The following is a 26,497-nucleotide window of genomic DNA, read 5'->3' as shown; positions in this document are numbered from 1 at the left end:
CCGATAATGGGCTTCTCTTTCTGGTCGGTGCGTCGATGAGCGAGTCCCTGTTGTCCCCGTCGTCGCCTGCGCCGGACGAGTCCGCACCCCTGCCGCCGCCCTCGCGCCCACGTGGCCCGATGTCGCTGGTGATCCTGGCGACCCTGGCCGTGGCGTTCACCCTGTGGGCGGCGCAGGACATCATCCTGCCGGTCCTGCTGGCGATGTTCTTCGCTCTGGTCGGCAACCCCATCCTGCGCCTGCTGCAGAAGCTATGGATTCCGCGCGCGCTCGGCGCCCTGCTGGTGCTGGGCGCCGGCTTGGGCGTGACCGGTGCGTTGGCTGTGCAGCTGATCGGCCCGGCGATGGACTGGGCACAGGAAGCACCGCAGCAGCTGCGCAAGGTTGCGCGCCAGGTGCAGGACCTGACCAAGCCGGTGCAGCAGGCCAACCAGGCCGCAGAGAATTTCGCGCGCGTGGCCGGCGGCGACGGCAACCGCAAGGTGCAGGTGATCCGCACCCAGCTGGACGACCCCTACCGGATGCTCACCCGTGCGCCGCGGCTGGCCGCCTCGGTGCTGGCCGTCGTGCTGCTGACGCTGTTCTTCATGATCTACGGCCAGAGCCTGCAGCGTGCAGCGATCGCCCTGTTCCCGAACCGGCAGCAGCAGCGTTTCACCAGTGACATCCTGCGCTCGATCGAGCATGAGGTGTCGCGCTACGTATTGACCATCAGCGTGATCAACACGGTGGTCGGCCTGCTGTTGGCCGGGGTGCTGATGCTGCTGGGCATCGGCCTGCAGGAGGCGCTGCTGTGGGGAACCGTGGCGGCGCTGCTGAATTTCGCGCCCTATATCGGCCCGCTGCTCGGCGTCGCGTTGATGCTGCTGATGGGCTTTGTGGAGTTCCGCGACCCGCTTCAGGCACTGCTGCCTGCGGCCGCCTACCTGGCCCTGCATACCCTGGAAGGGCAGCTGGTGACGCCGATCGTGCTTGGCCGGCAGATGAAACTGTCACCGCTGGTGCTGATCCTGGCGCTGATGGTGTTCGGCTGGGCCTGGGGCATGATCGGCCTGCTGCTGGCGGTGCCGCTGCTGGTCTGCATCAAGCTGGTGCTGGCGCGGCTGGACGGCATGCACGGCTGGGCGCGGCTGCTGGAGTGAGGCGCGCTCCATCGACGGGCGTGCGGGGAGAGGAACGGTGGGACGGCGAAGGCTGGCAGAATATGCGCCCGCTTTTTCCCAGGATGGAACCCTCCCCATGTTCTCTTTCGCGCGTCGATGCCTCGCCCTGACCTGCCTGGCCGCCCCCGCCTTCGCCGCGGCCCCACCCAGTGCGGAAGTGGCCGGCACCCAGCTGGTGGAGGCCATCACCTGCCAGCGCCATCTCACGCCCGAACAGTTCGATGCCATGGCCAAGGTGCTGATGCCCGCCGGGGCCAAGACCAGGGACGAGTACGACGACGGCTACACACTGGCCTCGCCGCTGATGGTGCTTGGCCTGCCGGTGACCCATGTGACCTCCTACGACGGCTCCAGCGGCGAGGATGGCGTGGACAGTTACACGGCGTACTTCGGCAGCGCGGAAATCAGCAAGGTCGCCGCCTTGGCGAAGATGCCGCCGCCGGTGGCCGGTGGCTACCGGCGCGAAGTGGGCAGGCATGACCTGAGCGTGGATCGCGTCGATGGCCAGACCGTCCTGTACTGCTCCTACGACCTGCGCAGCCACTGACGGCGGCAGCGCCTGCCCGCCGCGCGCATGAAAGCCCGCGCGGGCAGGCGTAGAATGGCGGGGTGAAATTCCCTGTCCTTGCCATCACCCTCGACCTCGACGATACGCTGTGGCCGTTCGCTCCGATCGGCGCCCGCATCGACCAGGTCCTGTTCGACTGGATGCGCGAACACAGCCCCGCCACCGCCGCGATGTATCCGGTGGCGGCCATGCGCGAACTGCGCGAGCGCTCGTTCCGCGACAACCCACACCTGCATTTCGACCTGAGCGCGCTGCGCCGGCTGACGATCCAGGAGGCGCTGGAAAACAGTGGCGCCAGCCTGGATCTTCTGGAGCCGGCGTATGAAGTGTTCTACGCCGCGCGCAACCAGGTGGAGTGCTACCCCGATGCACTCGACGCACTGGCGCGTATCGCCGCGCGGGTGCCGGTGGCCGCGTTGAGCAACGGCAACGCCGATCTGGAACGGATCGGCCTGGCCCATCACTTCAGCTTCCAGCTGGGCGCCCGCGAGCATGGCGCGGCCAAGCCGGAAGCGAGCATTTTCCACGCTGCCTGCGACCGCCTGGGCGTCGCCCCGGCGCAGGTGCTGCACGTGGGCGACCACGTCGAGATGGACGTGGCCGGCGCGATGGCTGCCGGCCTGCGCGGCTGCTGGATCAACCGCGAAGCGGCCACCTGGAACCATCCGCAGCTGCAGCCTGACCTGCAGTTCGACACCCTCACCGGCCTGGCCGATTGGCTCGATGCCAACCTCGACGCCGCCGACGCTGACGCATCCCGGAGTACCTGACGCATGAGCGAGATCACTGGTTTCACCGCCGACACCACCGCCGCACTGCCGCTGCACGTGCTGGACCGCAGCCAGTTCGAGGCGTGGAAGAACAGCCAATCTGCTGCCACCCAGGCGTGGTTGAAGTCGCAGGGCTTCACTGCGGGCGCGCATTCGGTTGCGCTGCTGCCCGGCGCCGATGGCCTGGCTGGCGCGGTGATCGGCGTCGGTGATCGTGCCGACGCCTACAGCTACGCCCATGCACCGCATGCCCTGCCGGAAGGCAGCGTGTGGCAGCTGGCCAGCGAACTGCCGGCCGCCGAGCAGGCGCTGCTGCAGCTGGGCTGGGGCCTGGGCAGCTACCGCTTCGACCGCTACCGCAAGCGCAACCGCGCGCCGGCCCAGCTGGTGGCTGCACCGACCGGCGAAGTGGCCGACCTGATCGCCGCCAGCCTGCGCGTGCGTGACTGGGTCAACACGCCGACCGAAGACATGGGCCCGCAGCAGCTGGAAGACGCCGCGCGTGCCCTGGCTGAAGCGCATGGCGCGCAGGTGGAAGCCATCACCGGCGACGAACTGCTGGCGCAGAACTTCCCGGCCATCCATGCGGTGGGCCGTGCCTCGCACCGTGCGCCGCGGCTGATCGTGCTGCGCTGGGGCAAGGAGACCGACCCGGCGCTGGCGCTGGTCGGCAAGGGCGTGTGCTTCGATACCGGCGGCCTGGACATCAAGCCGGCCGATGGCATGCGCAACATGAAGAAGGACATGGGCGGCGCCGCACACGCGCTGGCCCTGGCCGGGCTGGTGATGGCCCAGCAGCTGCCGGTGCGCCTGACCCTGCTGGTACCGGCGGTGGAAAATGCGATCGGCCCGGATGCCTTCCGTCCGGGCGAAGTGATCGCCACCCGCAAGGGCCTGAGCGTGGAGATCGACAACACCGATGCCGAAGGCCGGGTGATCCTGTGCGACGCGCTGACGTTCGCCGGTGAGCAGAAGCCGGACCTGGTGCTGGACTTCGCCACGCTGACCGGCGCGGCACGCATCGCGCTGGGCCCGGACCTGCCGGCGCTGTTCAGCAACGATGACACGCTCGCCCAGCAGTGGCTGCAGGCTGGCGACGCCACCCGTGACCCGGTGTGGCGCATGCCGTTGTGGCGCCCGTACCTGCGTTACCTGAGCAGCGGCATCGCCGACCTGGCCAACGCCGGTTCGCGCATGGCCGGCTCGGTCACCGCCGCGCTGTACCTGGAACGCTTCCTGGAAGACGGACAGCGCTGGGCACATCTGGACGTGTATGCCTGGAACGATGGCGAGCGCCCGGGCCGCCCGGCCGGTGGCGAAGCCCTGGCCCTGCGTTCGGCCTGGACGATGCTGAAGGCACGTTACGGCTGATGGAGCCGCCGGGCATGGCCCGGCGCTGCCCATGCCGGTGGGTGCCGACCTTGGTCGGCACTGCATCACCCTGCAAATCTGACGAAAAATTGAATTTCGGCCCCGGCCGGGTTCTGCGAGGATGGTGTGGTCGCCCACCCACACATCCGTGAAGGCAGGACTCCGACCATGTCGCTCTTCCGCTATACCCGCGCCGGCCAGGAGCCGGGCGCGCCGCGCCGGTATTCGCCCTTGCCCTGGATCGCGCTGATCGCACTGATCCTGGGCATCGTTGCCCTCGCCTTCGCCTGGCTGGCCGGTTGGATCGGCCGCGACCGGCTGACCGCACAGCGCTTCACCGACACCATCGAGGCCACCGGCCCTGCACATCCCGGCTTCCGCCGCGCGCACAGCAAAGGGGTGTGCGTGAGCGGCTGGTTCGAACCCAGCGCACAGGCGCCCACGCTGTCCAGCGCACGGGTGTTCTCGCAGGCGAAGGTTCCGGTGCTGGGCCGGCTGTCGATCGGCGGCGGCGATCCGCACGGCGCCGATGGCAGCGCGCGCGTGCGCAGCATCGCCGTACAGCTGGTGGGCGATGACGGGCAGGAATGGCGGATGGCGATGAACAGCTTCCCGTTCTTCGCCGTGCCCACCGCCGAGGCGTTCTACGAGCAGACCCGCGCGCAGATTCCGGATCCGGCCACCGGCAAGCCCGACCCGCAGAAGATGGCGGCCGTGCTGGCCAGGTACCCCAGCGCACAGGCCTTCCAGCAGTGGGCCAAGAGCGCACCGTGGACCAGCAGCTGGGCCAACACCACCTTCAACAGCGTCAACAGTTTCTGGTTCACCAACGCGCAGGGGCAGAAACGCGCGGTGCGCTGGCGCTGGCAACCGCAGGCGCCGCTGGTGGAGATGGATGCAGAGGCACGCAAGCAGGCCAATGTCGATTTCCTCAGCCAGGAACTGCAGAAGCGCCTGGCCACCGGCCCGGTGCGCTGGAACCTGGTGGTCAGCCTGGCCGCGCCGGGCGATGCCATCGATGATCCCTCGGTGCCGTGGCCTGAATCGCGCGAACAGGTGGTGGCCGGCGTGCTCAGCCTCGACCGCATGCAGTCGCAGGAAGAAGGCGCCTGCGGCCAGCTCAACTTCGATCCGCTGATCGTGCCCAGCGGCGTGCGCGGCAGCGACGACCCGATCCTGGCTGCGCGCTCGGCGGTGTATTCGCAGTCGTTCAACCGCCGCGAGCGCGAGCGCGCCAGCGGTGCGGCGGCACAAACGAAGGGGGAAGCACGATGAGTACCGGCAACGGCCACTTCAACCTGCTCGCCCGGGTGCTGCACTGGTCCATGGCGCTGATGATCATCGCCATGCTGTTCATCGGCGTGACCATGGTCGCCTCGCTGCACCTGCGCCCCATGCTGATCGACCTGCACCGGCCGCTGGGTATCGCCATCCTGCTGCTGGCGGTGCTGCGCCTGTACAACCGCCTGCGCCACCGCCCACCGCCGCTGCCAGCGGATCTTCCCGCCTGGCAGGTGCTGGCGGCGAAGGCTTCGCACTGGATGCTGTACGCGTTGATGCTGGCGATGCCGCTGATCGGCTGGGCGATGCTGTCGGCCGGCGGCTACCCGATCGTGCTGGGCGGTGGCCTGCACCTGCCGCCGATCGTGCCGCACACGCCAGCGCTGTACGCCGCGCTGCGCAATGCGCACAGCCTGCTGGCCTACGTGTTGTTCGCCACGGTGCTGATGCACGTGGGTGCGGCGCTGTTCCACCTGTGGGTGCGCCGCGATGGCGTGTTCCAGGCGATGGCACGCGGGAAGGATTGAATGGGTTCGCCGGGGGTTCCCGGCTGCCCTTTTTCGCGACTGCGGAGGGGTGTCACTTTCTTTGCTCGTGCAAAGAAAGTAACCAAAGAAACACGCCGCCGGCCGCGAGCCGGTGCTGCGCACCGGTACCCTGCGCTTCTCGGTGAATCAGGGGACGGCGCCGAACTCGCTGCGCTCAGACATCGGCGCCTCTTCGCCCCTGATTCCCCTGCGATGCTCGGCTCGCTACAAGGCGGACCCAACGTCAAAAGCCGCAGCTGCACCCAGTAGATCCACGCCATGCGTGGATGCCTTTGCCGTTGATCGTGACCTTCCACTCCGCCTTGAGCGAGCCGAGCACCACAGGTCCGGCGAGGGCGAAGAGGCGCGGGTGTCTGAGCGCAGCGAGTTCCCGCGCCGTCCCTCGACGGACCGAGGAGCACAGGGCACCGGTGCACAGCACCGGCTCGCGGCCGGCGGCTGGCGGCGCGTTTCTTTTGGTTACTTTTCTTTTCACGCGAAAAGAAAAGTGACGCCCCCTCTACAACCACCCCTTCTGCCGCGCCAGCCGGTACGCCTCGATCCGGTTGGCCACGCCCAGCTTGCCGATGCATTCGGACAGGTAATTGCGCACCGTGCCGTGCGACAGCCCCAGCTGCTCGGCGATCTCGCTGGCGGTGCGGCCCTCGCCTGCCAAGCGCAGTACGCGGCGCTCGCGGTCGGTCAGCGGGTCGGCCTGCGACCACGCATCCAGCGCCAGCTGCGGATCGATCGCACGGATGCCCTGCTTCACCTTGCGCAGTGCCTCGGCCAGGTTCTCGGCCGGTGCATCTTTCAGCAGATAGCCCAGTACGCCCGCTTCCAATGCGCGACGCAGGAAACCGGCACGGGCGAAGGTGGTCACGATCACCACCTTGATCGGCAGTTCATGGCGGGCGATGCGCTGGGCCAGTTCCAGCCCGCTCAGCCCCGGCATCTCAATGTCGGTGACCAGGATGTCCGGCTGCAGCTGCTGCAGCATGCGCCAGGCGGCTTCGCCGTCGGCAGCACTGCCCAGTACCTCGATATCCGGTTCCAGGCCCAGCAACGCCGACAATGCGCCACGCACCATCGCCTGATCCTCGGCCAGCAATATGCGGATCATGCCGCGCCTCCCTGTGCCAGCGATGCCGGCGACAGCGGCGTAGTCGCGGCCACCAGGGGCACGCGCACGGTCAGCAGCGTGCCTTCCCCGCGCGGAGACTGCAGCGTCAACTGGCCACCCAGCGCCGCTGCGCGCTCACGCATGCCACACAATCCGTTGCCCTCGGCCTGCACACCACCACGGCCGTCATCGCGTATCTGCATCACCAACTGTCGGTCCTCAAGCATGAAATCCACCTGCACCCGGGTCGCCTGCGCGTGGCGCACGATGTTGGTCGCCGCCTCGCGCAGCACCAGTGCCAGCCCACGCTCTACCTCCACTGGCATCGGTGGCGGCGGCATGTACTGCAGGTGTACCTGTTGGCATTCCAGCAGCAGGCGTGCCGAGGCCAGTTCGCCGGCCAGGTCGCTGGCGCGGATGCCGGTGACCGCACTGCGTACCTGCGCCAGCGCCTCGCGGGCAATGTCCTCGGCCTCGCCGATTTCCTGCCGGGCACGCGCGTCATCGCGGTCGTACAGCTTGCGCGCCAGTTCCAGCTTCAGCGTGATCAATGACAGCGTATGCCCCAGCAGGTCATGCAGATCACGGCCGATGCGCTCGCGCTCGGCGGTGGTCGCCAGGCGCCGCACCTCGTCCTGGGACAGCTGCAGGGCAACGTCGCGCTGATGGCTCAAGGCCTCCACGTTGACCACCAGCCCGACAATGAACGACACCGCCGGCATCCACACCATGGCCTGCCACGGATAACCGAAGTAGAGCGCGGTGCTGCAGAACAGGAGATTCAGGCCAGTGAGCTGCAACAGGTACACCCACCAGCCGCCGCGGCTGCTCATGCGGATCATCACGCAGCCGAACACGAAGTAGCTCAGTCCCGACGGATACCACGGCAGCAGCACCAAGGCCATCGCAATCATGCCCAGCGCGTAGCGCCAGGCGTGGTGCCGTGGCGCCAGCATCACCCTGGCATAGAACAGCAGGAACAACGGATAGCTGGCCAGCGTCAGCAACAACCAGCGCAGCGTGAAGCCATTCCCGAGCACCGGGGTAAGGAAGATCCAGACCGACCACAGCAGGTGGATCGCACCACTCCAGGGCGACTTGCCACGCCGCAGCAGTTCGGCCACCGCCGAATCCGGGGCAGGGCGCAGCAGGGACGCAAGCCAGCTCGGTGGCACGGAAGATTCCAGGCGGGGACGATCGCTGCCGATCATGCCAGTTCAGCCGACCCGGCGCAGGCGCCGACACGCCTGCGCCACCAGTTCATCCACCTGCAGCATCGGCGGCAGGCTGGTGCTCTGCAGCATCACGCCGAGGCCGAGCCGCTGATCGCGCTGCTGCGGATCACCGCCCAGCAGCTCGACCTGGCCGGCGTCGGCACGGCGCAGGCCCAACAGCACGCTGATCGCGGTACTCTTGCCGGCACCGTTGCGGCCCAGCAGGGCCAGTACCTGGCCAGCGCGCACCTGCAGGTCGATGCCGTGCAGGGCGGTATGGTCGCGGTAACGCACCTGCACCTGCCGCAGGCGGGCCAGCGACGGAGCGATCGTATCCATGGGCGGTACCGGTAGCGGGGACGTTGCCATCCTGTGCCGCCGTGGTCACATTTCGCAGTTGCCGCCGTCAATGACATCGGATGACAGCTGTCACTGCCATCGCCGATGCACCTGCCTTCATGCTGTGCCGCACGCTCCACCGCCGGAACCGCCGCTGCCTGCCCTTCCGGTCACACCCGCCCGAACGCCTGTGATGGAACGAATGAACGCTTCTGCCGAGCTGTTGAAGGAACTCCGTATCGACCGCAAGTCGCCGCCGCCCGCCTCCAGTGGCGGCAGTGGTGGCCGCCGCTGGCTGTGGATCGCCGTGGCCATGATCATCGTGCTGCTGGCCGGTGGTGCATTCGCACTGTTCGGCCGCGCGCCCACCGTGGAAGTGGACACCGCGCCGGCGGTGGCCATCCAGCAGGGCAGCGCCAGCAGCTCGGTGCTCGACGCCAGCGGCTACGTGGTCGCCCGGCGCATGGCCACGGTGTCGGCCAAGATCACCGGCAAGGTGCGCGAGGTGATGATCGAAGAAGGCATGCGGGTGGAACAGGGGCAGATCATGGCCACCCTGGACCCGATCGATGCCGACGCGCAGCGCAACCTGTACGCCTCGCAGCTGCAGGCCGCACGCAGCCAGGTGGTCGGCCTGGAAGCCCAGCAGAAGCAGGCCGCCGCTGAAGCCAGCCGCCTGCAGGCGCTGGTCGGCCAGCAGCTGGTCTCGCGTTCGCAGTACGACCAGGCCGTGGCCCAGCGTGACAGCCTGCATGCGCAGCTGGAAACCGCACGACGCAACGTCAAGGTTGCCAACGACCAGCTGTCCATCGCCGACCTTGGCGTGGACAACAACATCGTGCGCGCGCCGTTCTCCGGCGTGGTCACCGCCAAGGCCGCGCAGCCCGGCGAAATCGTCTCGCCGCTGTCGGCCGGTGGTGGCTTCACCCGTACCGGCATCGGCACCATCGTCGACATGGAATCGCTGGAGATCGAAGTCGAGGTCGGCGAAGCCTTCATCGGCCGCGTGCAGCCGAAGATGCCGGTGGAAGCCACGCTCAACGCCTACCCGGACTGGAAGATCCCGGCCGAGGTGATCGCCATCGTCCCCACCGCTGACCGCGGCAAGGCCACGGTGAAGGTACGGGTCGCACTGAAGGTGAAAGACCCGCGCATCGTGCCGGAGATGGGCGTGCGGGTCAGCTTCCTGGAACAGGCCAAGCCGCAGACCGAAGCCAAGCCACAGGGCGTGCGCGTTCCGGCCACTGCGGTGGTCGAGCGTGAGGGCGCGTCGGTGGCCTTCGCACTGGGCGATGACAACCGTGTGCAGCAACGCACGGTCGAGGCGGGCCAGGCGATGGGCAAGGACCGCCAGATCCTCAAGGGCGTTAGCGCGGGGGAGTCGGTGGTGGTCAACCCGCCGGACACCCTGCGCGACGGCACCAGGGTCAAGCAGAAGCAAGCGCAGTAACGGCCCGGCGCCCGCATGGCGCCACCGGCAGTACCGCTGGAAAGCACCACTGTTCGACGCGTGCCGGCCGTTGGCCGGGACGCATCCCCGTTTCCCGCCTTTCGTGGAGAACCACCCATGTCGACCCTGGTTTCACTGCGCAACATCACCAAGACCTACCAGCGTGGCCCCGAAAAGGTGCAGGTGCTGCACGGCATCGACCTGGATATCGCCAGCGGCGATTTCGTCGCGCTGATGGGCCCGTCCGGTTCCGGCAAGACCACCCTGCTCAACCTGATCGGCGGCCTGGACAACCCCACCGGCGGCGAGATCAGCATCGAAGGCGAGCGCATCGACCAGATGAGCGGCGGCCAGCTGTCGACGTGGCGCAGCCACCATGTCGGCTTCGTGTTCCAGTTCTACAACCTGATGCCGATGCTGACCGCGCAGAAGAACGTGGAACTGCCGTTGCTGCTGACCCACCTCAGCGCGGCGCAGCGCAAGCGCAATGCCGAGATCGCGCTGACCCTGGTCGGCCTGGCCGACCGCCGCAGCCATCGCCCCAACGAACTGTCCGGCGGCCAGCAGCAGCGCGTGGCGATCGCCCGCGCGATCGTCTCCGACCCGACCTTCCTGATCTGCGACGAACCTACCGGCGATCTTGACCGCCAGTCCGCCGAAGAGATCCTGGGCCTGCTGCAGCAGCTCAACCGCGAACACGGCAAGACCATCATCATGGTCACCCATGACCCGAAGGCTGCCGAGTACGCCACCCACACGGTGCACCTGGACAAGGGCGAGCTGGCCGACGCGCCGCTGGCCCACTGAAGGAGGCCACAGCGATGAAATACTTCTCGTTGGTCTGGGCGCAGCTGTTCCGCAGCCGCACCCGCACCCTGTTGACCCTGCTGTCGGTGGTGGCCGCGTTCCTGCTGTTCGGCATGCTCGACTCGGTGCGCGTGGCGTTCTCGTCCGGTGGCAGCGTGGAAGGTGCCAACCGGTTGGTGGTGGCTTCGCGCCTGTCGATCACCCAGTCGCTGCCGATCCGCCTGGAAACGCAGATCCGCCAGGTCAGCGGCGTGCGCGATGTCACCTACGGCATGTGGTTCGGCGGCATCTACCAGGACCCGAAGAACTTCTTCCCCAACTTCTCGGTGGCGCCCAACTACTTCGATGTCTACCGCGAGCTGCAGATCGACCCGGCGCAGCTGCAGGACTGGCAGCAGACCCGTACCGGCGCGATCGTCGGCGAGACGCTGGCCAAGCAGTTCGGCTGGAAGATCGGCGACACCATCCCGCTGCAGGCCACCATCTTCCCGCGTGGCGGCAGCAACGACTGGCCGCTGGAACTGAAGGGCATCTACCGCTCGAAGGATCGCGCACTGGCGGCCAATGAAGAACGCCAGTTGATGATGAACTGGAAGTACTTCGATGAGTCCAACGACTACATCAAGAACCAGGTGAGCTGGTACACGGTGACGCTGGACAACCCGGAGCAGTCGTCGAGGGTGGCGCAGGCCATCGATGCGATCTCGGCCAACTCCGACCACGAAACCAAGACCCAGACCGAATCGGCGTTCCAGCAGGCGTTCGTGAAACAGTTCGCCGACATCGGCATGATCGTCACCTCGATCATGGGCGCGGTGTTCTTCACCCTGCTGCTGTTGACCGGCAACACCATGGCCCAGGCGGTGCGCGAGCGCGTTCCGGAACTGGCCACGCTGAAGACGCTGGGCTTCAAGGACAGCACGGTGCTGACCCTGGTGATGGTCGAATCGGTGCTGCTGATCGGCCTTGGTGGGCTGATCGGCATGGGCCTGGCGGCGCTGATCCTGCCGGCCATCAGCCCCAAGAGCATGGGCATGCTGCCGCCGCACGTACCGACGCCGACCTGGCTGGTGGGCATCGTCCTGATCGTGGTGATCGGCATCGTGGTCGGGCTGCTGCCCGCACTGCGCGCCAAGCGCCTGAAGATCGTCGACGCGCTCGCCGGCCGCTGAAGAGGACACCGACATGAACAAGCTCAAGAAGTGGCTGGGGAACGCGGTGACCGTGCTGCTGCTGGTCGTTGGCCTGGTGGTATGGATCAGCCTGCCGTGGATCGGCGTCGCCGCCATCGCGGTGCTGCTGGGGCTGTGGCTGGCGCTCACCCGCAGTGGCCGGCTGGCCCTGGCCGCCACCCGCATCGGCATCGCCAGCCTGCCGCAACGCTGGGGTGCCTCCTCGGTGATCGTGGTCGGCATCGCCGGCGTGGTCGGCGTGCTGGTGGCGATGCTGGCGATGGGCGAAGGCTTCCAGGCCACGCTCAACAACACCGGCGATGACACCACCGCGATCGTGCTGCGCGGCGGTTCGCAGGCCGAGACCAACTCGGTCATCACCCGCGAACAGGTCCCGACGCTGTCCACCCTGCCCGGCATCACCCGCGATGCGCAGGGGCGGCCGCTGCTGTCGCCGGAACTCTCGCAGGTGGTCAACCTGGTGTCCAAGGCCGATGGCACCGACGTCAATGCGCAGTTCCGCGGTGTCGGCCCGCAGGCGTGGGCCGTGCATGACAAGGTCAAGATCGTCGAAGGCCGCCGGTTCGCCGCCGGCCTGCGCGAGATCGTGGTCGGCCAGGGCGCCAGGAGCCAGTTCCGCGACATGGATGTTGGCAAAACGCTCACCCTGGGCAACCAGACCTGGACGGTCGTGGGCGTGTTCGCTACCGGCGATGCGCATGACTCGGAACTGTGGACCGACGCCGACACGCTGGCCACCACCTACCAGCGCAGTGCCTGGCAGTCGATCAGCGTGCGTACCGACGGCAAGGCCGGCTTCGAGCAGTTCAAGGCCGCCGTGGCCGCCGATCCGCGCCTGAAGCTGGACGTGGAAACCACCCGCGTCTACTACAGCAAGCAGGGTGGTGGGTTGACCAAGCTGATCGACATCCTCGGCAAGGTGATCGGCACCATCATGGCCGTAGGCGCTGTGTTTGGTGCGCTCAACACCATGTATGCCGCCGTGGCCACGCGCGCACGCGAGATCGCCACCATGCGTGCGATCGGCTTCCGTGGCCTGCCGGTGGTGACTGCGGTGATGCTGGAAACCATGCTGCTGGCCCTGCTCGGCGGACTGCTTGGTTGCGCGGTGGCATGGCTGCTGTTCAACGGCTACAGCGTGTCCACCATCGGCAGCAACTTCAGCGCGGTGGTGTTCAAGTTCCATGTATCGCCGGAACTGCTGTGGAGTGGGCTGAAGTGGGCGCTGGGCATCGGCCTGGTGGGTGGGTTGTTCCCGGCACTGCGCGCGGCACGCCTGCCGATCACCACGGCGCTGCGCGAGACCTGAGCATCACGCATTGATTGAATGGACGTTGCGCAGGGGACGGAGCGAAGGCTCCGTCCCTTTTTCTTTGCACGTCATCCACGCATGGCGTGGATCTACTGGTGGCCCATCCACGCATGGCGTGGATCTACTGGCCCATCCGCATGGTGTGGACGCCGACGTTGTTGCAGTAGATCCACGCCATGCGTGGATGGATGCGTGTACGCACGCAACAACGATTACAGATTGCGCAAACACCGCCGCTATCGGTGCCTCTGCCCATCGCAAACGCATCGCGCGTGACGTTGCACACAGTGCACCTGTGGATTGTTGGTTGCGATTCATTTTCGCGACGTTACAGCGCACGCGGACAAACAGTTACCAATGAAAACACTCTAGAATCCGGCCCCCACGTTGGTTTGCAGCACCCCACGCGTCCATAGAACGGACGCATGTTTTTTCTGAAACACGAGATTTCACGGATGTCCCTGAAGACCACCCCGCTGCGCAACGCGATCGTCATCGCGCTGGCCGCCAGCTGCACCACGCCCGCTTTCGCACAGGAAGCCGGCGATACCCCCACCAACCTCGACCGCATCGAGATCACCGGCTCGCGCATCCGCCAGGCCAGTGTCGAGACCGCGCAGCCGGTGGTGGCACTCAACCGCGCCGACATCGAGAAGAAGGGCTACGTCAACGTCGCCGACATCCTGCAGGACGTCACTGCAGCCGGCGCACCGAGCCTGAGCCGTTCGTCCTCGCTGAGCTCCTCGCGCGATTTCGGCGGCATGTATGTCAGCCTGCGCAACCTCGGCCCGGAACGCAGCCTGGTGCTGATCGACGGCCGCCGCATGGGCGTCAGCGCCGGCGGTTACTCCGACCTGGCCTCGATTCCGTCGGCGATCGTCGAACGCGTGGAAGTGCTGACCGATGGCGCCTCGGCGCTGTACGGCTCGGACGCCATCGCCGGCGTGGTCAACATCATCACCCGCAAGAACTTCGACGGTGGCGAAGCCAGCGTCTATGTCGGCCAGTACGGTGAAGGCGACGGCCAGAAGCGCTCCTACAGCGCCACCTTCGGCAAGACCTTCGACCGCGGCTGGTTCAGCGTCGGCGCCGAGCGCACCAAGGAAGACGAGATCCTCGGCGATGCGCGCGAGTTCAGCCGCTACCCGGGTGGCCCGCGCCATGCCGACGACGTCGACGCGCTGAGCCCGACCACCCAGTGGGGCACGGTCACCGTCGGTGGCAAGCCGCTGACCGTGGGCCCGGGCGGCGACCCGAGCAGCGCTGGCAACTTCCACACGCCGGATCCGGCTGACGGCGCCAACGCCAAGACCAACATGAGCCTGTTGAGCGGCCTGGAGCGCACCTCGGTGTTCGCCAACGGCGGCTTCTCGATCACCGACAACCTGCGCATCGTCGCCGATGCGCTGTACAGCAAGCGCGAGTCGACCAAGCACCTGGCCGGCTACCCGTACTCGGTCTCGGCTGCGCAGTCGCGCAACGGCACGCGCGCTGCGCTGTCCAAGGACAGCACCTTCAACAAGTGGGGCCAGGACGTGCTGTTCTCGCACCGCACCGAAGAGCTGCCGCGCGGTACCGAGAACACGCTGGAAACCAAGCGTGCCAGCCTCGGCCTGGAAGGCAGTTTCGAAACCGGTTCGCGCTACTGGGACTGGAACGTCAGCTACATGTACAACCGCAATGAAGGCGAGCGCGTTGGCACCGGCAGCATGTACCAGCCGAACGTCAACCTGGCCGTCGGCCCGTCCTTCATGGACGGCGACGTGGCCCGCTGCGGTACACCGGGTGCGGTGATCGCCGGCTGCGTGCCGTGGAATCCGGCTGCGCCGATGGGCTACACCGGCCCGGGCTCGCTGGGCAACCAGGACGTGCAGGACTACCTGTTCACCCGCTTCGTCGACAAGATGCGCAGCACCACCAAGGTCGCCAGCGCCAACATCTCCGGCTCGCTGTTCACCCTGCCGGCCGGCGACATCATGGGCGCGATGGGCTTTGAGCACCGCAGCGAAGAAGCCAGCTACACCCCGGACCTGATGGTGCAGAAGGGCCAGATCGCCGGCACCACCGGCCAGCCGACCCGTGGCGACTACTCGCTCAACGAGGTCTACCTGGAAATGCAGGTGCCGCTGCTGGCCGACATGGCCTTCGCCCGCGAGCTGTCGCTGGACCTGGCCGGTCGCTACACCGACTACAACACCTTCGGTTCGACCACCAACAGCAAGTTCGGCCTGAAGTGGAAGCCGATCGACAGCCTGCTGGTACGCGCCACCTACGGCACCGGCTTCCGTGCACCGACCGTGGACGATCTCTACGGCGGCGCGGTTTCCAGCCGCGATTCGTTCACCGATCCGTGCGATACGAAGTTCGGCATCGCCGCCAGCAGCCCGACCGTGGCAGCACGCTGCCAGGCGCTGAACGTGCCCGCCAACTTCCGTCAGCAGACCGGTTCGGACGGCAACTTTGCCAACCGCCCGGGCCAGCAGGCCACCTCCGATTTCAACTCCGGTTCCAACCCGGAACTGAAGCCGGAAACCGCCAAGACCTGGACCGTCGGCCTGGTCTACAGCCCGGAATTCGTGCAGGGCCTGGACGTCAGCCTGGACTGGTGGAAGATCCGCATCGACAACGCCATCGTGGGCGAGTCGGCTACCGACATCCTCAACCAGTGCTACGTGCAGGGCGTGGATTCGGCATGCGGTCGCTTCACCCGTTCCACCGCTGCGGCCACCCGCGGCCAGGTTTCGGCGCTGGATCGTTCGCTGGTCAACGCCGGCTACCGCGAAACCGCCGGCTATGACATCGGTGTGCGTTACCGCCTGCCGGAAACCGCATACGGCAAGTTCGCCATCAACTGGAACACCACCTACACCGACTACCTGGAGCAGCGCAACGACAGCGCCGCCACCACCCCGGTGGAGCAGCGCGTGGGCTGGGCCGGTGACTTCCGCGTACGTTCGACCTTCAACCTGGATTGGCAGTACGGCAACCTCGGCATCGGCTGGACCGCCCGTTATTACTCGGGCATGAAGGAAGCCTGCTCGTACGACCTGGGCGGTGGCCCGGACTGCAACATGGCCGACTTTGTTTCGCCGTATACCGATGCACAGCCGAGCCGCAAGGTGGGTTCCAACACCTTCCACGACCTGCAGGTGCGTTACAGCCTGCCGTGGGATGGCACCGTGTCGTTGGGCCTGAACAACGTGTTCGACCACCAGGGTCCGATCATGTACAGCCAGCCCAACAGCAGCTTCACCTACTACGGTGGCTTCGACATCGGTCGTTTCATGTACATGAAATACCAGCAGCGCTTCTAAGCCTGCAACCGCGTTCCCGCCCCGGCCAACTCTCTCCTGGCCGTGGATGGAAGCAGAACGGCGCCCCTCGGGGCGCCGTTCTTTTTTGCGGCGTCGGTTCCCTTTGCATCGCGGAGGGCTCTGATCCCGGAGGCGCTATCGTTTCGCGCCGCGCATCGCCCGTACGTTGTCACCGACGTACAGGACCAACCCGGCCCAGATCGCCGCAAAACCAATCGCCTTGCCGGTGTCGAAGGCCTCGTGGAAGAAGAACACGCCCAGCAGCAGCTGCAGGCTCGGCGCGATGTACTGCAGGATGCCGACCAGCGACAGCGGGATGCGCTTGACCCCGTAGGCGAAGCCGATCAGCGGCACCGCCGTGATCACCCCGCCGAAGATCAGCATCAGGTCGTTGGCCCAGCCCCAGCCACCGAAGAAGCCACCTCCATGGCCGTTTTCCGACCACAGCGCGAAGCCCAGCGCGGGCAGGAACAGGTACAGGCTTTCCACGCCCAGCCCGGCCACCGGATCGACCGACACCAGCTTGCGCAGCAGGCCGTACAGGCCGAACGAGCACGCCAGGCCCAGCGCGATCCACGGCGGCGTGCCCGCATCGATGGTCAGCCAGGCCACGCCCACCGCTGCGATGGCTACCGCCAGCCACTGCACGCGGCGCAGGCGCTCCTTCAGCACCAGCACGCCCAGCAGCACGTTCACCAGCGGGTTGATGAAGTAGCCCAGGCTGGTTTCGATCACATGCCCTGCGTTGATCGCCCAGATGTACAGGCCCCAGTTGAAGGCGATGGTCAGGCTCGATATCGCCAGGATCGGCAGCGCGCGCGGTTGCGCGGCGATCTTCTTCCACCAGCCCAGCCGTGATGCGATCAGCAGCCAGGCCACCACCAGCACGGTGCTCCAGATGATGCGGTGGGCGATGATCTGGAACGACGGCACTTCGTTCAGCAGATGCCAGTACACCGGCACCAACCCCCACAGCACGAAGGTGGAGGCAGTGATCAACAGGCCCCGTCGCTGTTCTTTCTCGTCCATGCTCATCGCTTGCGTGTCCTTGCCATCGTCAGTACCACCACACCCAGAAGTATCACCGCCATGGCCAGGAAGTCGCGCCATCCAAAGCGTTCACCATTCAATGCAGCCCCCAACAGGACAGCAATCACCGGATTGACGTAGGCATAGCTGCCGGCCAGCGCCGGGCGCACGTTCTGCAGCAGCCAGACGTAAGCGGTGAACGCCACGATCGAACCGAACACGCACAGGTAGGCCATCGCCAGCAGGCCACCGCTGTCGGGCAGGGTGGTGGGGCGCTCGCCGACGACCAGGCCGATCAGCACCAGCAGCACGCCACCGCAGATCATCTGCCCGGCCGCCGTCATGAACGGCCCCGGCAGGTCCTGCCCGCGTGCCCACACCGAGCCGAACGCCCAGCCGACCGGCGCGATCAGCAGCAGCACCAGCCCGGTGGGCGATGCGGTCAGGCTGCTGCCGGCGTTGAGCCAGACCACGCCGACGAAGCCAACGGCGATGCCCAGCCATTCGCCCTTGCTGGCATGCTGCCCGCGCAGGGCCGAGAACAGCGCCATCCACAACGGCACCGAGGCCACCGCGGTGGCGGCCAGGCCGGATGACACCTCGCGTTCGGCCAGCACCACCATGCCGTTGCCCAGCACCAGCATGGTCACGCCCATGATGACCAGGTTGCGCCACTGCCGCAGGGTGGGTCTGGGCATCTTCCAGAACAGGCGCAGCGCCAGGTACATCAGGCCGCCGGCAATGATGAACCGGCTGCCGGAGACCATCGTCAGTGGCAGCGCGCCGCCATGCAGGGCCTTGGCGATGCCCAGGTAGGTCGAGCCCCAGACCACGTAGACCAGCAGCAGTGCCAGCACGACAAGGCCGCCCCGTGGGGCAGCCGCAGACGGAACGGGGGGAGCCGACATGACGCACCAGGGAGCTGGGGGAACACGGATTTTAGGACGTTTTGGTTATGGTCCGGCAGCCCATGTAGTGGCACGCTGTCATCCATCCATGCCCCGCCCGCCCCTTCCGGCACCCGGCGTTGACGTGGGTTGCAGTACCAAGGAGGCTGGCCGGCAGCGCACCGCGCGCCTGGCAGCGCAATTTCCCGCATGGACGCACCGCATCGAGGATCCCCACCCGGATGAGCACTACGTCCCAATCCGCTGTCCCCAGCACCGACGGCGCCGCCCTGCGGCGTTCCATCTCCAACACCCTCAAGGGCTCCGCCGGCAACCTGGTGGAGTGGTACGACGTCTACGTGTACTCGGTGTTCGCCGTGTACTTCGAATCGCAGTTCTTCTCGCCTGAAGACAAGAACTCCACCATGTACGTGTGGGCGATCTTCGCCGCGACCTTCCTGATGCGCCCGATCGGCGCATGGTTCTTCGGTCGCTTCGCCGACCGTCATGGCCGTCGCCTTGCATTGACCGTGTCGGTCACGCTGATGGCCTTCTGCTCGTTCATCATCGCCATCACCCCCACCGCTGCCAGCATCGGCATCTGGGCGGCGATCATCCTGCTGTTCGCGCGCCTGCTGCAGGGCTTCGCCACCGGTGGCGAGTACGGTGCCAGCGCCACCTACATGTCCGAGGCCGCCATTCCAGGCCGCCGCGGCTTCCTGTCCTCGTTCCACTACGTCACCCTGGTGGGCGGCCATGTGCTGGCCCAGCTGACCCTGTTCGTGATGCTGACGTTCTGGGCCAAGCCGGAAATCTCCGAGTGGGGCTGGCGCATCGCCTTCGGCATCGGTGGCATCGCCGCCGTGGTCGTGTTCTGGCTGCGCCGTGGCATGGACGAGTCGCTGTCGGAATCCTCCATCGAAGCCGCGCGCGAGGGCAAGGACAAGAAGTCCGGCTCGATGTACGAACTGTTCGTGCACCAGTGGCGTCCGCTGCTGCTGTGCTTCCTGATCACCGCCGGTGGCACCATCGCCTTCTACACCTACTCGGTGAACGGCCCGAAGATGATCCAGAGCGCCTTCGCCGGCAACGACCCGATGACCGGCACCCTGATCAACCTGGGTGTGCTGGCCTTCCTGATGGTGTTGCAGCCGGTCGGCGGCTGGCTGTCGGACATCATCGGCCGCAAGAGCCTGCTGGTGTTCTTCGGCGTGGGCGGCGTGCTGTACAGCTGGTACCTGATCACCCAGCTGCCGCACCAGCACGATGCCACCCTCGCCTTCCTCACCCTGGCACTGGGCTTTGTCATCCTCACCGGCTACACCTCCATCAACGCCGTGGTGAAGGCAGAGCTGTTCCCCACCCACATTCGTGCACTGGGTGTGGGCTTCGGCTATGCATTGGCCAACTCGCTGTTCGGCGGCACCGCGCCGCTGCTGTACCAGGGCGCATTGAAGACCGGCCACGTGGACTGGTTCGCCATCTACGTCACCGCGACGATCGCGGTATCGTTGGTGGTCTATGTGTTCTTCCTCACCAACAAGGGCCCCAACTGGCTCGACGGCACGCGCAAGTAAACGCGCCGTAGTGATCGCGGCCACCGGTGCAATGCCGGTGGCCGCCGCGTGGCTGGAGATGCGGTAGCGCCGGCCGCTGGCCGGCAACTGCACATCCTTTCGGAAGGTTCATGAGCTTGCCGGCCAGCGGCCGGCACTACCGTGCGTTTGGAGGTTGCCGGCAAGCGGCCGGCATTGCCGTGCGTTTGAAGGTTGCCGGCCAGCGGCCGGCATTGCCGTGCGTTTACCGGCGGGCGGCTTCGCTCTTCTCGCGGGCGCCGTGGAATTCCGATTCCTTCTCCCACTGCGGCCAGCGACGGCTGTTGGCCAGTTCGGCGCCGAGGTCGTAGACCAGCAGGGTGTCGGCCGCGTGGCCCGCCGGATCCCAGCTCGGCGTCCATGCATCGCAGGCCTGGTGGTAGCAGTCGGCGAAGTACTTCTCGCGCAGCGCGCGACCGGCCTCGACGCCGCCCTCAAGCTTGTCCAGGCCCGGGCCGATGGTGATCGCTGGCACGCCCAGGCGGGCGAAGGCGAAGTGGTCGGCACGGTAGAAGAAGCCGGCTTCCAGGTTCGGATCCGGGCTGTAGCTGCGGCCACGGGCCTTGGCCACGCGTTCCAGGTCGCCTTCCAGCGACACCCGGCCCTTGCCCCACGAGGCGATGTCACGGGTGGCACCATCCGGGCTGAACATCTCGATGTTCAGCACCGCAGCGGTCTTGTCCAGCGGCGCCAGCGGGTGCGCGGCGTAGTAGCTGGCGCCCAGCAGGCCCTTCTCTTCGGCGGTCAGGGCGACGAAGTACAGGGTGCGCTGCGGCTGCGGGCCGGCGGCGAACACCCGGCCCAGTTCCAGCACGGTGGCCACGCCGGTGGCGTTGTCGATCGCACCACGGCGGATACGATCACCCTTGGCGTCGGCCTGGCCGATGCCGAAGGCATCCCAGTGCGCCGAGAAGATCACCGCCTCATCGGCGTGCTCGCCGCCGGGCAGCTTGGCCACCACGTTGCGGGTCACCACCTGCTCGCGCTTGAGCGCGAAATCGACGCTCAGCTTCGCGTTGTCCAGCGCAACCGGGCGGAAGTCCGCACTCATCGCCTTGCGCTTCTCTGCATCGAAATCCAGGCCGGCGTCGGCAAAGATCTGTTCGGCCAGCTCACGCTGCATCCAGCCACGCAGCGGCGTGTGCTGGGCCATCGCCTCGGCCTGGCCGCGCTCGATGTCGAACAGCGGCGAGGTGCCCGAACTCTTCACCGTGGCCCAGCCATAGGCGGCCGGTGCGGTCTCGTGCACGATCAGCACGCCTTCGGCACCCCGGCGCGCGGCTTCCTCGAACTTGTAGGTCCAGCGGCCGTAGTAGGTCACCGCCTTGCCATCGAACGCACCCGGCGCATCGGCTTCAAAATCGGCGTCGTTGATCAACATCACGGCGATCTTGCCGTGCAGGTCCACGTCCTTGTAGTCGTTCCAGTGGCGCTCGGGCGCATCGATGCCGTAGCCGACGAACACCAACGGCGCCTCCTTGATCTGCACGCGCTTGCGCGGCTGCAGGCTCTGCAGGGTCACGTCCACGCCATTGGCCAGCGCGCGCTTGCCGCCCTTCAGGGCGAGACTGGCCTTGGCCTGGCCGTCCAGCTGCGCGCGCACCAGCGGCACCGGCTGTACCCAGCTGCCGTCCACGCCACCCGGCTGCAGGCCGTAGCTGCGGAACTGCTCGATCAGGTACTGCACTGTGCGTTCTTCGCCTTCGGTGGCCGGTGCACGGCCTTCGAATTCGTCCGATGCCAGCACGCGCACATGACGCGACAGCGCCTGCGGATCGATGCCGCCGCCGGGCAGGTCATTGGCCGCATGGGCCAGGCCACCGACGAACAGGCAGGACGACAGCAGCAACACGCGCATCGGGTTCACGGCAACACCACGGCTAGCTTGAAAGTCACCAGAGTGTAACGTGGTCGTGACATCGCGGCGCGGCCCGGGACCGTGTCATCCACGCATGGCGTGGATCTACCAGGGGCGCAGCGGATCTCCGCCGCCAGGGCGTGCGCAGGTCAGCGCGATACACGGTCCAGCCAGCAGGCCAAGCCCTGCGCGTTGAGTTCGATATCCATCGCCAGTACTTCGCTCACTGCAGCCTGGTCCAGCGCGCAGCCATGCTGCTGTGCACGCTCCAGGTACAGCGCCTGCAACGCGGCCAACAGGCAGCGATGACGATCGGGGCGACCGTCGCACTGGCGGCCGATTGCCGCCATCGCATCAATCTGTTCGAACAGATCCTCGGCCAGCTTTTCGACCTGTTCGACACGACCGTAATGGGTCAGGTACATCGCCTGCGGTGCGTAACCGAGCATGCGCTGGATCGACGCCTTCATCGCGTCCGGATCGAACTGCACCGGCGATGAGGTGGGGAAGATGAAAGCGCCCTGCGCGCTGTCCAGCTCGCGGTAGGAGATACCGAAGGTATCGCCGGTGAACCAGCTGCGGCTGCGCGCATCCCACACGCAGTAGTGGTGCAGCGCGTGGCCCGGGGTATGCAGCAGCACCAGCTCGCGGCCGGCCAGGTCGATGCGCTGGCCGTCGTCAGCCACCACCACGCGCTGCTCGGGAATCGCTTCGATGCGGCCATAGCTGCGGGCGATTTCCTCAGCGCCATAGACGGCCGTGGCACCGGCGATCAACCGGGTCGGATCGATCATGTGCGGCGCGCCGCGCGGGTGCAGCACCGCGCGCGCATTGGGCAACTGCTGCATCAGCAGGCCAGCGCCACCGGCATGATCCAGGTGCACGTGGGTCAGCAGCAGCCAGTCCACCGCCTCCACGCCCAGCCCGTTGTCGGCCAGGGCCTGCAGCATCGCCGGTACCGACAGGCCGGTACCGCAGTCGACGAACGCAGCACGACCATTTTCGATGATCAGGTAGGCGGCATCGAAGTCAGGCCGTTGGAAACCGGTATCGATGGTGTGGATGCTGGGATCGGCGGTCATCGACGCGCACCTGGCAGGATCGGGAACAGACACCCATGGTAGGCGCGCCGGCATGGCGTGATCGATGCGGCTTTGGTCGGATGGTGCCGGCCGCTGGCCGGCAACCCCGGGTTAGCCAGTTGAATGCAGTTGCCGGCCAGCGGCCGGCACTATCGATCAGCTGCAGCGCAAAGCGAATCGCGGCCGCAGCAGCAGCGCCAGTGCCAGCACCGCCAGGAACGCGCCATAGGCATACAGCACCGCCAGCACCTGCGGCCAGATCGACCCGGCGCCCGGCTGTACCAGACCGATATGGTGGCCCCACAGCATCGCCACGATGCTCAGGGCCAGCGCCAATGCCAGCGTAGTGCCATCGAACAGGCGTCGCCGCGCGGTACGCGGCTGGCGCGGAAACAGCCAGTACAGGCTGCCCAGCAGAATGAACCAGGGCAGGAACAGCAGCAGCGACAACCAGGCCATTGCAGACTCCATGTCATCGCGCCTGAGGCGCGCGCACATCATGCCATGGGTGCAATGCCGTGGTAGTGCCGGCCGCTGGCCGGCATTCCGCAGGGTACGGGGTGATTGCAGTTGCCGGCCAGCGGCCGGCACTACCCTTACGCTTCGCGCAGTACGGCCAACGCCGCCAGCACCGCATCCACCTCGGCTTCCAGCTTGAACAGGTCGCTCTGCAGCTGGTCACCCTGCTCGGCCTGCTTCAGCACCGCGATCAGCTGGCCGGCATCGCGCGGCGAGTCGAAGCCTTCGCTCTGGATCAGCAGCGTGCCGTCACCGGCGGTCAGCTTGAAGTAGAAACGGCCGTCCTTCTCGCGGTACTGCTTGAACAGCGGCGGAGCGGCGCGGGCTTCACCGGCATCTTCACTGGCGATGTCGCCGGCATCGGACAGATCACGCAGGCCCACCGCATGGCGCAGTTCTTCCAGCAGCGGTGCTGCCAGCTGCTCGCGCAACTGCTGGCCACGGCGCTTGAGCAGTGCTTCGATCTTCTCCGGCTCGGCCATCAGCGCGTTGTAGCGCTCGCGCAGCGGCGACAGTTCGCTGTCGATGCGCTCGAACAGCTGCTGCTTGGCATCGCCCCAGCTGATGCCATCGGCGAAGGCCTTGGCGAAGGCAGCGGTCTGCTCCGGGGTGGCGAACGCCTGGTACATCTGGAACAGCGCCGAACCTTCGGTGTCCTTCGGCTCGCCCGGGGCACGCGAGTCGGTCAGGATCGAGAACACCAGCTTCTTCAGCTCCTCGCGCGGCACGAACAGCGGAATGGTGTTGTGGTAGCTCTTGCTCATCTTGCGGCCATCCAGGCCCGCCAGGGTTGCCACCTGCTCGTCGATCACCACGTCCGGCAGCGGGAAATACTCCTTGCCGTACACATGGTTGAAGCGCTGGGCGAAGTCGCGCGCCATCTCGATGTGCTGGATCTGGTCACGGCCCACCGGTACCTGGTTGGCCTTGAAGATCAGGATGTCGGCCGCCATCAGCACCGGGTACATGAACAGGCCGGCGCTGACACCTGCGTCCTCGTCCTGGCCTTCCTCCCGGTTCTTGTCCACCGCCGCCTTGTAGGCATGGGCGCGGTTGAGGATGCCCTTGCTGGCGATGGCGGTCAGGAACCACATCAGCTCGGTGGTCTCGCGGATGTCACTCTGGCGATAGAACCACACGTGTTCCGGGTCCAGGCCACAGGCCAGCCAGCTGGCAGCGATCTCCAGGGTCGCGCGCTGGGTGCGCTGCGGGTCCTGCGACTTGATCAGGCTGTGCAGATCGGCCAGGAAGAAGAAGCTCTCGATGTCCGGCGCGCGGCTGGCCGCAATGGCCGGGCGGATGGCGCCAACGTAGTTGCCCAGGTGGGGCGTGCCGGAGGGGGTGATGCCGGTAAGGACTCGGGTCGTCATGACTGCGTGCGGAAACCTTCTATGAACGCGGCCAGTTTACCGTGCACACGGTCAACCCCGTCAGGGCCTCCGGCGCGTTCATTCACCCAACCCCGCTGGAGACGCCCGATGAAACGCCTGCTGCCCCTGCTGCTGATCCTGCCCCTGGCCGGCTTCCGCCCGGCTCCGCTGCCCCCGCCGATGCCGCAGGACGGCCCGGTGCGCGTGGCCCTGGTCGACCGCGACCGCGGTACCGAGCTGCGCAGCTACCCGGCCGACGGCCAGCGCTGGGTGGCCGGTGAGCGCGGCCACCGCTATGCCGTGCGCCTGTACAACGACAGCCCGCGACGGGTGCTGGTGGTGCTGTCGGTGGACGGAGTCAACGCCATCTCCGGTGAAGACGCCGATCCCTCGCAGACCGGTTACGTGCTCAACCCTGGCCAGCGCGCCGACATCACCGGTTGGCGCAAGACCCAGGACGAAGTGGCCCAGTTCGTCTTCAGCAGCCCCAGCGGCAGCTATGCCAGCCGCACCGGCCGCCCGGACAACGTCGGCGTGGTCGGCGTGGCGGTGTTCGAGGAAGCACGTCGCTGGTACCCGCGTCCGCAGCCGATCCTGCGCGGTCGCGCCGGGCCGGCACCGGCGTCGGCGTCGGCGTCGGCGTCGGCGTCGGCCGAAGCCTCGGCGGCGGCCGACGCCAGCGCCAGCCGCATTGAAGGCTATTCGGCCAAGTCGCAGGCACCCGCGCTGGGCACCGGGCATGGTGCGCGCGAAAGTTCTTCGGTGCGCGATACCGATTTCGAACGCGCCACCCGCAGCCCGGCACAGGTGCTGCAGCTGCGCTACGACAGCGCCCGCAACCTGCGTGCACGCGGCATCCTGCTCGATTCGCCCTCGCGCCTGGACCGCCAGCCCCAGGCCTTCCCCAACCGCTACGTGCCCGACCCGCCGGCGCGTTGATCTGCACACAGCACAACGCCCGCACCTTCCGGCGCGGGCGTTGTCGGTGGGGGCATAACGCGGGCGTTCGACGCCCGGTTACTTGTAGTCCGGGTAATCCTTGTGCATCGCTTTCTCGAAATCACGCACTTCGGTTTCTGCGCGGTCCTTGGCCCAGCCATAGCGCTCCTGCAGGCGGCCCGCCAGATATTCGGCATTGCCCTCGGCCACATCGAAATCGTCATTGGTCAGATCGCCCCACTTCGCCTGGGCCTTGCCCTTGAGCTGGGACCACTTGCCGGAAATGATGTCTTTGTTCATTGCTGAGGCTTCCTTGGAATGCAACGGCGTTGTTACCGTGGCTGCAGCATCGCGCAGTGCACGTTGAAGCACGGTCAACCGGCCATGAAAGCGCTGCTCACCTGCTTGAATGGTTCACTACCTGTCGACACGCGGCGTCCACACGCAGCAGGCGCGCATGAAAAAGGCCGGGAAGATCCCGGCCTTTTCCGTAGTGCGCACCACCTCGGGCTCAGTTGCCCTTGGCGGCATCCTCAACCTTCTCACCAGCCTTCTGCACGTCCTTGCCGGCACCGGCAACGGTGTTGCAACCGGCCAGCAGGGCCACCGAGAACATCGACAACAGCATCAGGGCAACTACGCGCTTCATGGGCTTCTCCTTGGGTTTGCCGCTACACCGCTCAATCACGGGGTTCGGTTGTATTGATCGGGGCGGCAGGCTGGCTCGAAGCCAACACTGCCGCGTGAGGTGCAATCTGGCGGCAGGGGCGTGGAGCGCGTGTGAAC

At 66.8% G+C, this 26,497-nt stretch carries 23 protein-coding genes and 1 pseudogene; 13 read left to right on the top strand and 11 right to left on the bottom strand.

What is annotated here, in order from left to right:
* The first annotated feature begins 35 nt into the window (after positions 1-35).
* The 6 genes from CLM74_RS01445 to CLM74_RS01420 all read left to right on the top strand — a co-directional run bounded on the left by CLM74_RS01445 (position 36) and on the right by CLM74_RS01420 (position 5,680).
* Entirely contained in the window at positions 36-1,142 is a 1,107-nt protein-coding gene (locus CLM74_RS01445) for an AI-2E family transporter (protein ID WP_105163285.1), read from the top strand.
* Positions 1,143-1,239: 97 nt separating this feature from the next.
* Positions 1,240-1,710 (top strand): hypothetical protein, encoded by a 471-nt coding sequence (locus CLM74_RS01440; RefSeq protein WP_105163284.1) that lies wholly within the window; start codon positions 1,240-1,242, stop codon positions 1,708-1,710.
* Positions 1,711-1,772: 62 nt separating this feature from the next.
* Complete coding sequence (locus CLM74_RS01435; RefSeq protein ID WP_025878355.1) at positions 1,773-2,501, top strand: HAD-IA family hydrolase; 729 nt, start codon at positions 1,773-1,775, stop codon at positions 2,499-2,501.
* Positions 2,502-2,504: 3 nt separating this feature from the next.
* Positions 2,505-3,872 carry a M17 family metallopeptidase gene (locus CLM74_RS01430; protein WP_032978292.1) on the top strand — a complete coding sequence of 456 codons (1,368 nt, stop codon included), beginning with the start codon at positions 2,505-2,507 and terminating at the stop codon, positions 3,870-3,872.
* A 168-nt stretch (positions 3,873-4,040) separates the two neighbouring features.
* Positions 4,041-5,147, top strand: a complete 1,107-nt coding sequence (locus tag CLM74_RS01425; RefSeq protein WP_105163283.1) for a catalase family peroxidase — start codon at positions 4,041-4,043, stop codon at positions 5,145-5,147.
* Positions 5,144-5,680 carry a cytochrome b gene (locus CLM74_RS01420; protein WP_025878352.1) on the top strand — a complete coding sequence of 179 codons (537 nt, stop codon included), beginning with the start codon at positions 5,144-5,146 and terminating at the stop codon, positions 5,678-5,680. The genes CLM74_RS01425 and CLM74_RS01420 overlap by 4 nt, the downstream gene beginning before the upstream one ends.
* A 520-nt stretch (positions 5,681-6,200) precedes the next feature.
* On the opposite strand, the gene CLM74_RS01415 is transcribed toward CLM74_RS01420, so the two are convergent.
* The 3 genes and pseudogenes from CLM74_RS01415 to CLM74_RS01405 form a co-directional block, all read right to left on the bottom strand.
* The gene (locus CLM74_RS01415; RefSeq protein ID WP_025878350.1) at positions 6,201-6,803 is read right to left on the bottom strand and encodes a response regulator transcription factor; all 603 of its coding nucleotides are present in this window, start codon (positions 6,801-6,803) and stop codon (positions 6,201-6,203) included.
* Positions 6,800-8,014 carry a sensor histidine kinase gene (locus tag CLM74_RS01410; RefSeq protein WP_025878349.1) on the bottom strand — a complete coding sequence of 405 codons (1,215 nt, stop codon included), beginning with the start codon at positions 8,012-8,014 and terminating at the stop codon, positions 6,800-6,802. The genes CLM74_RS01415 and CLM74_RS01410 overlap by 4 nt, the downstream gene beginning before the upstream one ends.
* 30 nt (positions 8,015-8,044) lie before the next feature.
* Positions 8,045-8,356 (bottom strand): annotated as a pseudogene (locus CLM74_RS01405) (ATP-binding cassette domain-containing protein); the annotation flags it as partial.
* Between the two features lie 202 nt (positions 8,357-8,558).
* Between CLM74_RS01405 and CLM74_RS01400 the strand changes: the two are divergent.
* The 5 genes from CLM74_RS01400 to CLM74_RS01380 all read left to right on the top strand — a co-directional run bounded on the left by CLM74_RS01400 (position 8,559) and on the right by CLM74_RS01380 (position 16,432).
* Positions 8,559-9,806 (top strand): efflux RND transporter periplasmic adaptor subunit, encoded by a 1,248-nt coding sequence (locus CLM74_RS01400; RefSeq protein ID WP_105163282.1) that lies wholly within the window; start codon positions 8,559-8,561, stop codon positions 9,804-9,806.
* Positions 9,807-9,923: 117 nt separating this feature from the next.
* The gene (locus tag CLM74_RS01395; RefSeq protein ID WP_025878346.1) at positions 9,924-10,613 is read left to right on the top strand and encodes an ABC transporter ATP-binding protein; all 690 of its coding nucleotides are present in this window, start codon (positions 9,924-9,926) and stop codon (positions 10,611-10,613) included.
* Positions 10,614-10,627: 14 nt separating this feature from the next.
* Entirely contained in the window at positions 10,628-11,785 is a 1,158-nt protein-coding gene (locus CLM74_RS01390) for an FtsX-like permease family protein (protein WP_032978283.1), read from the top strand.
* A 13-nt stretch (positions 11,786-11,798) separates the two neighbouring features.
* On the top strand, positions 11,799-13,115 hold the full coding sequence (locus CLM74_RS01385; protein WP_025878344.1) for an ABC transporter permease: 1,317 nt from the start codon (positions 11,799-11,801) through the stop codon (positions 13,113-13,115).
* 458 nt (positions 13,116-13,573) lie between these two features.
* The gene (locus CLM74_RS01380; protein WP_033832814.1) at positions 13,574-16,432 is read left to right on the top strand and encodes a TonB-dependent receptor; all 2,859 of its coding nucleotides are present in this window, start codon (positions 13,574-13,576) and stop codon (positions 16,430-16,432) included.
* A 135-nt stretch (positions 16,433-16,567) separates the two neighbouring features.
* Here the strand turns inward: CLM74_RS01380 and rarD are convergent, their stop codons facing one another.
* Positions 16,568-17,467, bottom strand: coding sequence for an EamA family transporter RarD (rarD, locus tag CLM74_RS01375; protein ID WP_105163281.1), 900 nt, complete (start codon positions 17,465-17,467; stop codon positions 16,568-16,570).
* Positions 17,464-18,369: a drug/metabolite exporter YedA gene (gene yedA, locus CLM74_RS01370; RefSeq protein ID WP_025878341.1), complete on the bottom strand. Its 906-nt coding sequence runs from the start codon at positions 18,367-18,369 to the stop codon at positions 17,464-17,466. The genes rarD and yedA overlap by 4 nt, the downstream gene beginning before the upstream one ends.
* A gap of 221 nt (positions 18,370-18,590) precedes the next feature.
* Here yedA and CLM74_RS01365 point away from each other — a divergent pair, with 221 nt between their 5' ends.
* Complete coding sequence (locus tag CLM74_RS01365; protein WP_025878340.1) at positions 18,591-19,925, top strand: MFS transporter; 1,335 nt, start codon at positions 18,591-18,593, stop codon at positions 19,923-19,925.
* A gap of 223 nt (positions 19,926-20,148) precedes the next feature.
* Here the strand turns inward: CLM74_RS01365 and CLM74_RS01360 are convergent, their stop codons facing one another.
* The 4 genes from CLM74_RS01360 to CLM74_RS01345 all read right to left on the bottom strand — a co-directional run bounded on the left by CLM74_RS01360 (position 20,149) and on the right by CLM74_RS01345 (position 24,772).
* Positions 20,149-21,801, bottom strand: a complete 1,653-nt coding sequence (locus CLM74_RS01360) for a M28 family metallopeptidase (protein ID WP_099786215.1) — start codon at positions 21,799-21,801, stop codon at positions 20,149-20,151.
* A gap of 149 nt (positions 21,802-21,950) precedes the next feature.
* Positions 21,951-22,883, bottom strand: a complete 933-nt coding sequence (locus CLM74_RS01355; RefSeq protein ID WP_105163280.1) for an MBL fold metallo-hydrolase — start codon at positions 22,881-22,883, stop codon at positions 21,951-21,953.
* 156 nt (positions 22,884-23,039) lie between these two features.
* On the bottom strand, positions 23,040-23,342 hold the full coding sequence (locus tag CLM74_RS01350) for a hypothetical protein (protein WP_105163279.1): 303 nt from the start codon (positions 23,340-23,342) through the stop codon (positions 23,040-23,042).
* Positions 23,343-23,479: 137 nt separating this feature from the next.
* Positions 23,480-24,772 (bottom strand): tryptophan--tRNA ligase, encoded by a 1,293-nt coding sequence (locus CLM74_RS01345; RefSeq protein ID WP_105163278.1) that lies wholly within the window; start codon positions 24,770-24,772, stop codon positions 23,480-23,482.
* A 108-nt stretch (positions 24,773-24,880) separates the two neighbouring features.
* Between CLM74_RS01345 and CLM74_RS01340 the strand changes: the two genes are divergently transcribed.
* Positions 24,881-25,711, top strand: a complete 831-nt coding sequence (locus tag CLM74_RS01340; protein WP_105163277.1) for a hypothetical protein — start codon at positions 24,881-24,883, stop codon at positions 25,709-25,711.
* Between the two features lie 78 nt (positions 25,712-25,789).
* Here the strand turns inward: CLM74_RS01340 and CLM74_RS01335 are convergent, their stop codons facing one another.
* Positions 25,790-26,011, bottom strand: coding sequence for a CsbD family protein (locus CLM74_RS01335; RefSeq protein ID WP_025878332.1), 222 nt, complete (start codon positions 26,009-26,011; stop codon positions 25,790-25,792).
* Between the two features lie 211 nt (positions 26,012-26,222).
* Positions 26,223-26,360: an entericidin A/B family lipoprotein gene (locus tag CLM74_RS01330; RefSeq protein ID WP_019661832.1), complete on the bottom strand. Its 138-nt coding sequence runs from the start codon at positions 26,358-26,360 to the stop codon at positions 26,223-26,225.
* Between the last annotated feature and the right edge of the window lie 137 nt (positions 26,361-26,497).

It is taken from the genome of Stenotrophomonas sp. MYb57, from assembly GCF_002966815.1.
GTDB lineage: Bacteria > Pseudomonadota > Gammaproteobacteria > Xanthomonadales > Xanthomonadaceae > Stenotrophomonas > Stenotrophomonas indicatrix.
The sequence above is the reverse complement of the archived record's forward strand: the minus strand, read 5'-3'. Positions and strand labels throughout refer to the sequence as shown.

Bases quoted from the DNA above. Each gene is read 5' to 3' on its own strand.
- CLM74_RS01410 (WP_025878349.1), bottom strand. From the start codon at position 8,014: ATGATCGGCAGCGATCGTCCCCGCCTGGAATCTTCCGTGCCACCGAGC.
- yedA (WP_025878341.1), bottom strand. From the start codon at position 18,369: ATGTCGGCTCCCCCCGTTCCGTCTGCGGCTGCCCCACGGGGCGGCCTT.
- CLM74_RS01355 (WP_105163280.1), bottom strand. From the start codon at position 22,883: ATGACCGCCGATCCCAGCATCCACACCATCGATACCGGTTTCCAACGG.
- CLM74_RS01425 (WP_105163283.1), top strand. From the start codon at position 4,041: ATGTCGCTCTTCCGCTATACCCGCGCCGGCCAGGAGCCGGGCGCGCCG.
- rarD (WP_105163281.1), bottom strand. From the start codon at position 17,467: ATGAGCATGGACGAGAAAGAACAGCGACGGGGCCTGTTGATCACTGCC.
- CLM74_RS01420 (WP_025878352.1), top strand. From the start codon at position 5,144: ATGAGTACCGGCAACGGCCACTTCAACCTGCTCGCCCGGGTGCTGCAC.
- CLM74_RS01385 (WP_025878344.1), top strand. From the start codon at position 11,799: ATGAACAAGCTCAAGAAGTGGCTGGGGAACGCGGTGACCGTGCTGCTG.
- CLM74_RS01440 (WP_105163284.1), top strand. From the start codon at position 1,240: ATGTTCTCTTTCGCGCGTCGATGCCTCGCCCTGACCTGCCTGGCCGCC.
- CLM74_RS01430 (WP_032978292.1), top strand. From the start codon at position 2,505: ATGAGCGAGATCACTGGTTTCACCGCCGACACCACCGCCGCACTGCCG.
- CLM74_RS01390 (WP_032978283.1), top strand. From the start codon at position 10,628: ATGAAATACTTCTCGTTGGTCTGGGCGCAGCTGTTCCGCAGCCGCACC.
- CLM74_RS01445 (WP_105163285.1), top strand. From the start codon at position 36: ATGAGCGAGTCCCTGTTGTCCCCGTCGTCGCCTGCGCCGGACGAGTCC.
- CLM74_RS01335 (WP_025878332.1), bottom strand. From the start codon at position 26,011: ATGAACAAAGACATCATTTCCGGCAAGTGGTCCCAGCTCAAGGGCAAG.
- CLM74_RS01340 (WP_105163277.1), top strand. From the start codon at position 24,881: ATGAAACGCCTGCTGCCCCTGCTGCTGATCCTGCCCCTGGCCGGCTTC.
- CLM74_RS01365 (WP_025878340.1), top strand. From the start codon at position 18,591: ATGAGCACTACGTCCCAATCCGCTGTCCCCAGCACCGACGGCGCCGCC.
- CLM74_RS01400 (WP_105163282.1), top strand. From the start codon at position 8,559: ATGAACGCTTCTGCCGAGCTGTTGAAGGAACTCCGTATCGACCGCAAG.
- CLM74_RS01360 (WP_099786215.1), bottom strand. From the start codon at position 21,801: ATGCGCGTGTTGCTGCTGTCGTCCTGCCTGTTCGTCGGTGGCCTGGCC.
- CLM74_RS01345 (WP_105163278.1), bottom strand. From the start codon at position 24,772: ATGACGACCCGAGTCCTTACCGGCATCACCCCCTCCGGCACGCCCCAC.
- CLM74_RS01350 (WP_105163279.1), bottom strand. From the start codon at position 23,342: ATGGCCTGGTTGTCGCTGCTGCTGTTCCTGCCCTGGTTCATTCTGCTG.
- CLM74_RS01395 (WP_025878346.1), top strand. From the start codon at position 9,924: ATGTCGACCCTGGTTTCACTGCGCAACATCACCAAGACCTACCAGCGT.
- CLM74_RS01415 (WP_025878350.1), bottom strand. From the start codon at position 6,803: ATGATCCGCATATTGCTGGCCGAGGATCAGGCGATGGTGCGTGGCGCA.
- CLM74_RS01380 (WP_033832814.1), top strand. From the start codon at position 13,574: ATGTCCCTGAAGACCACCCCGCTGCGCAACGCGATCGTCATCGCGCTG.
- CLM74_RS01330 (WP_019661832.1), bottom strand. From the start codon at position 26,360: ATGAAGCGCGTAGTTGCCCTGATGCTGTTGTCGATGTTCTCGGTGGCC.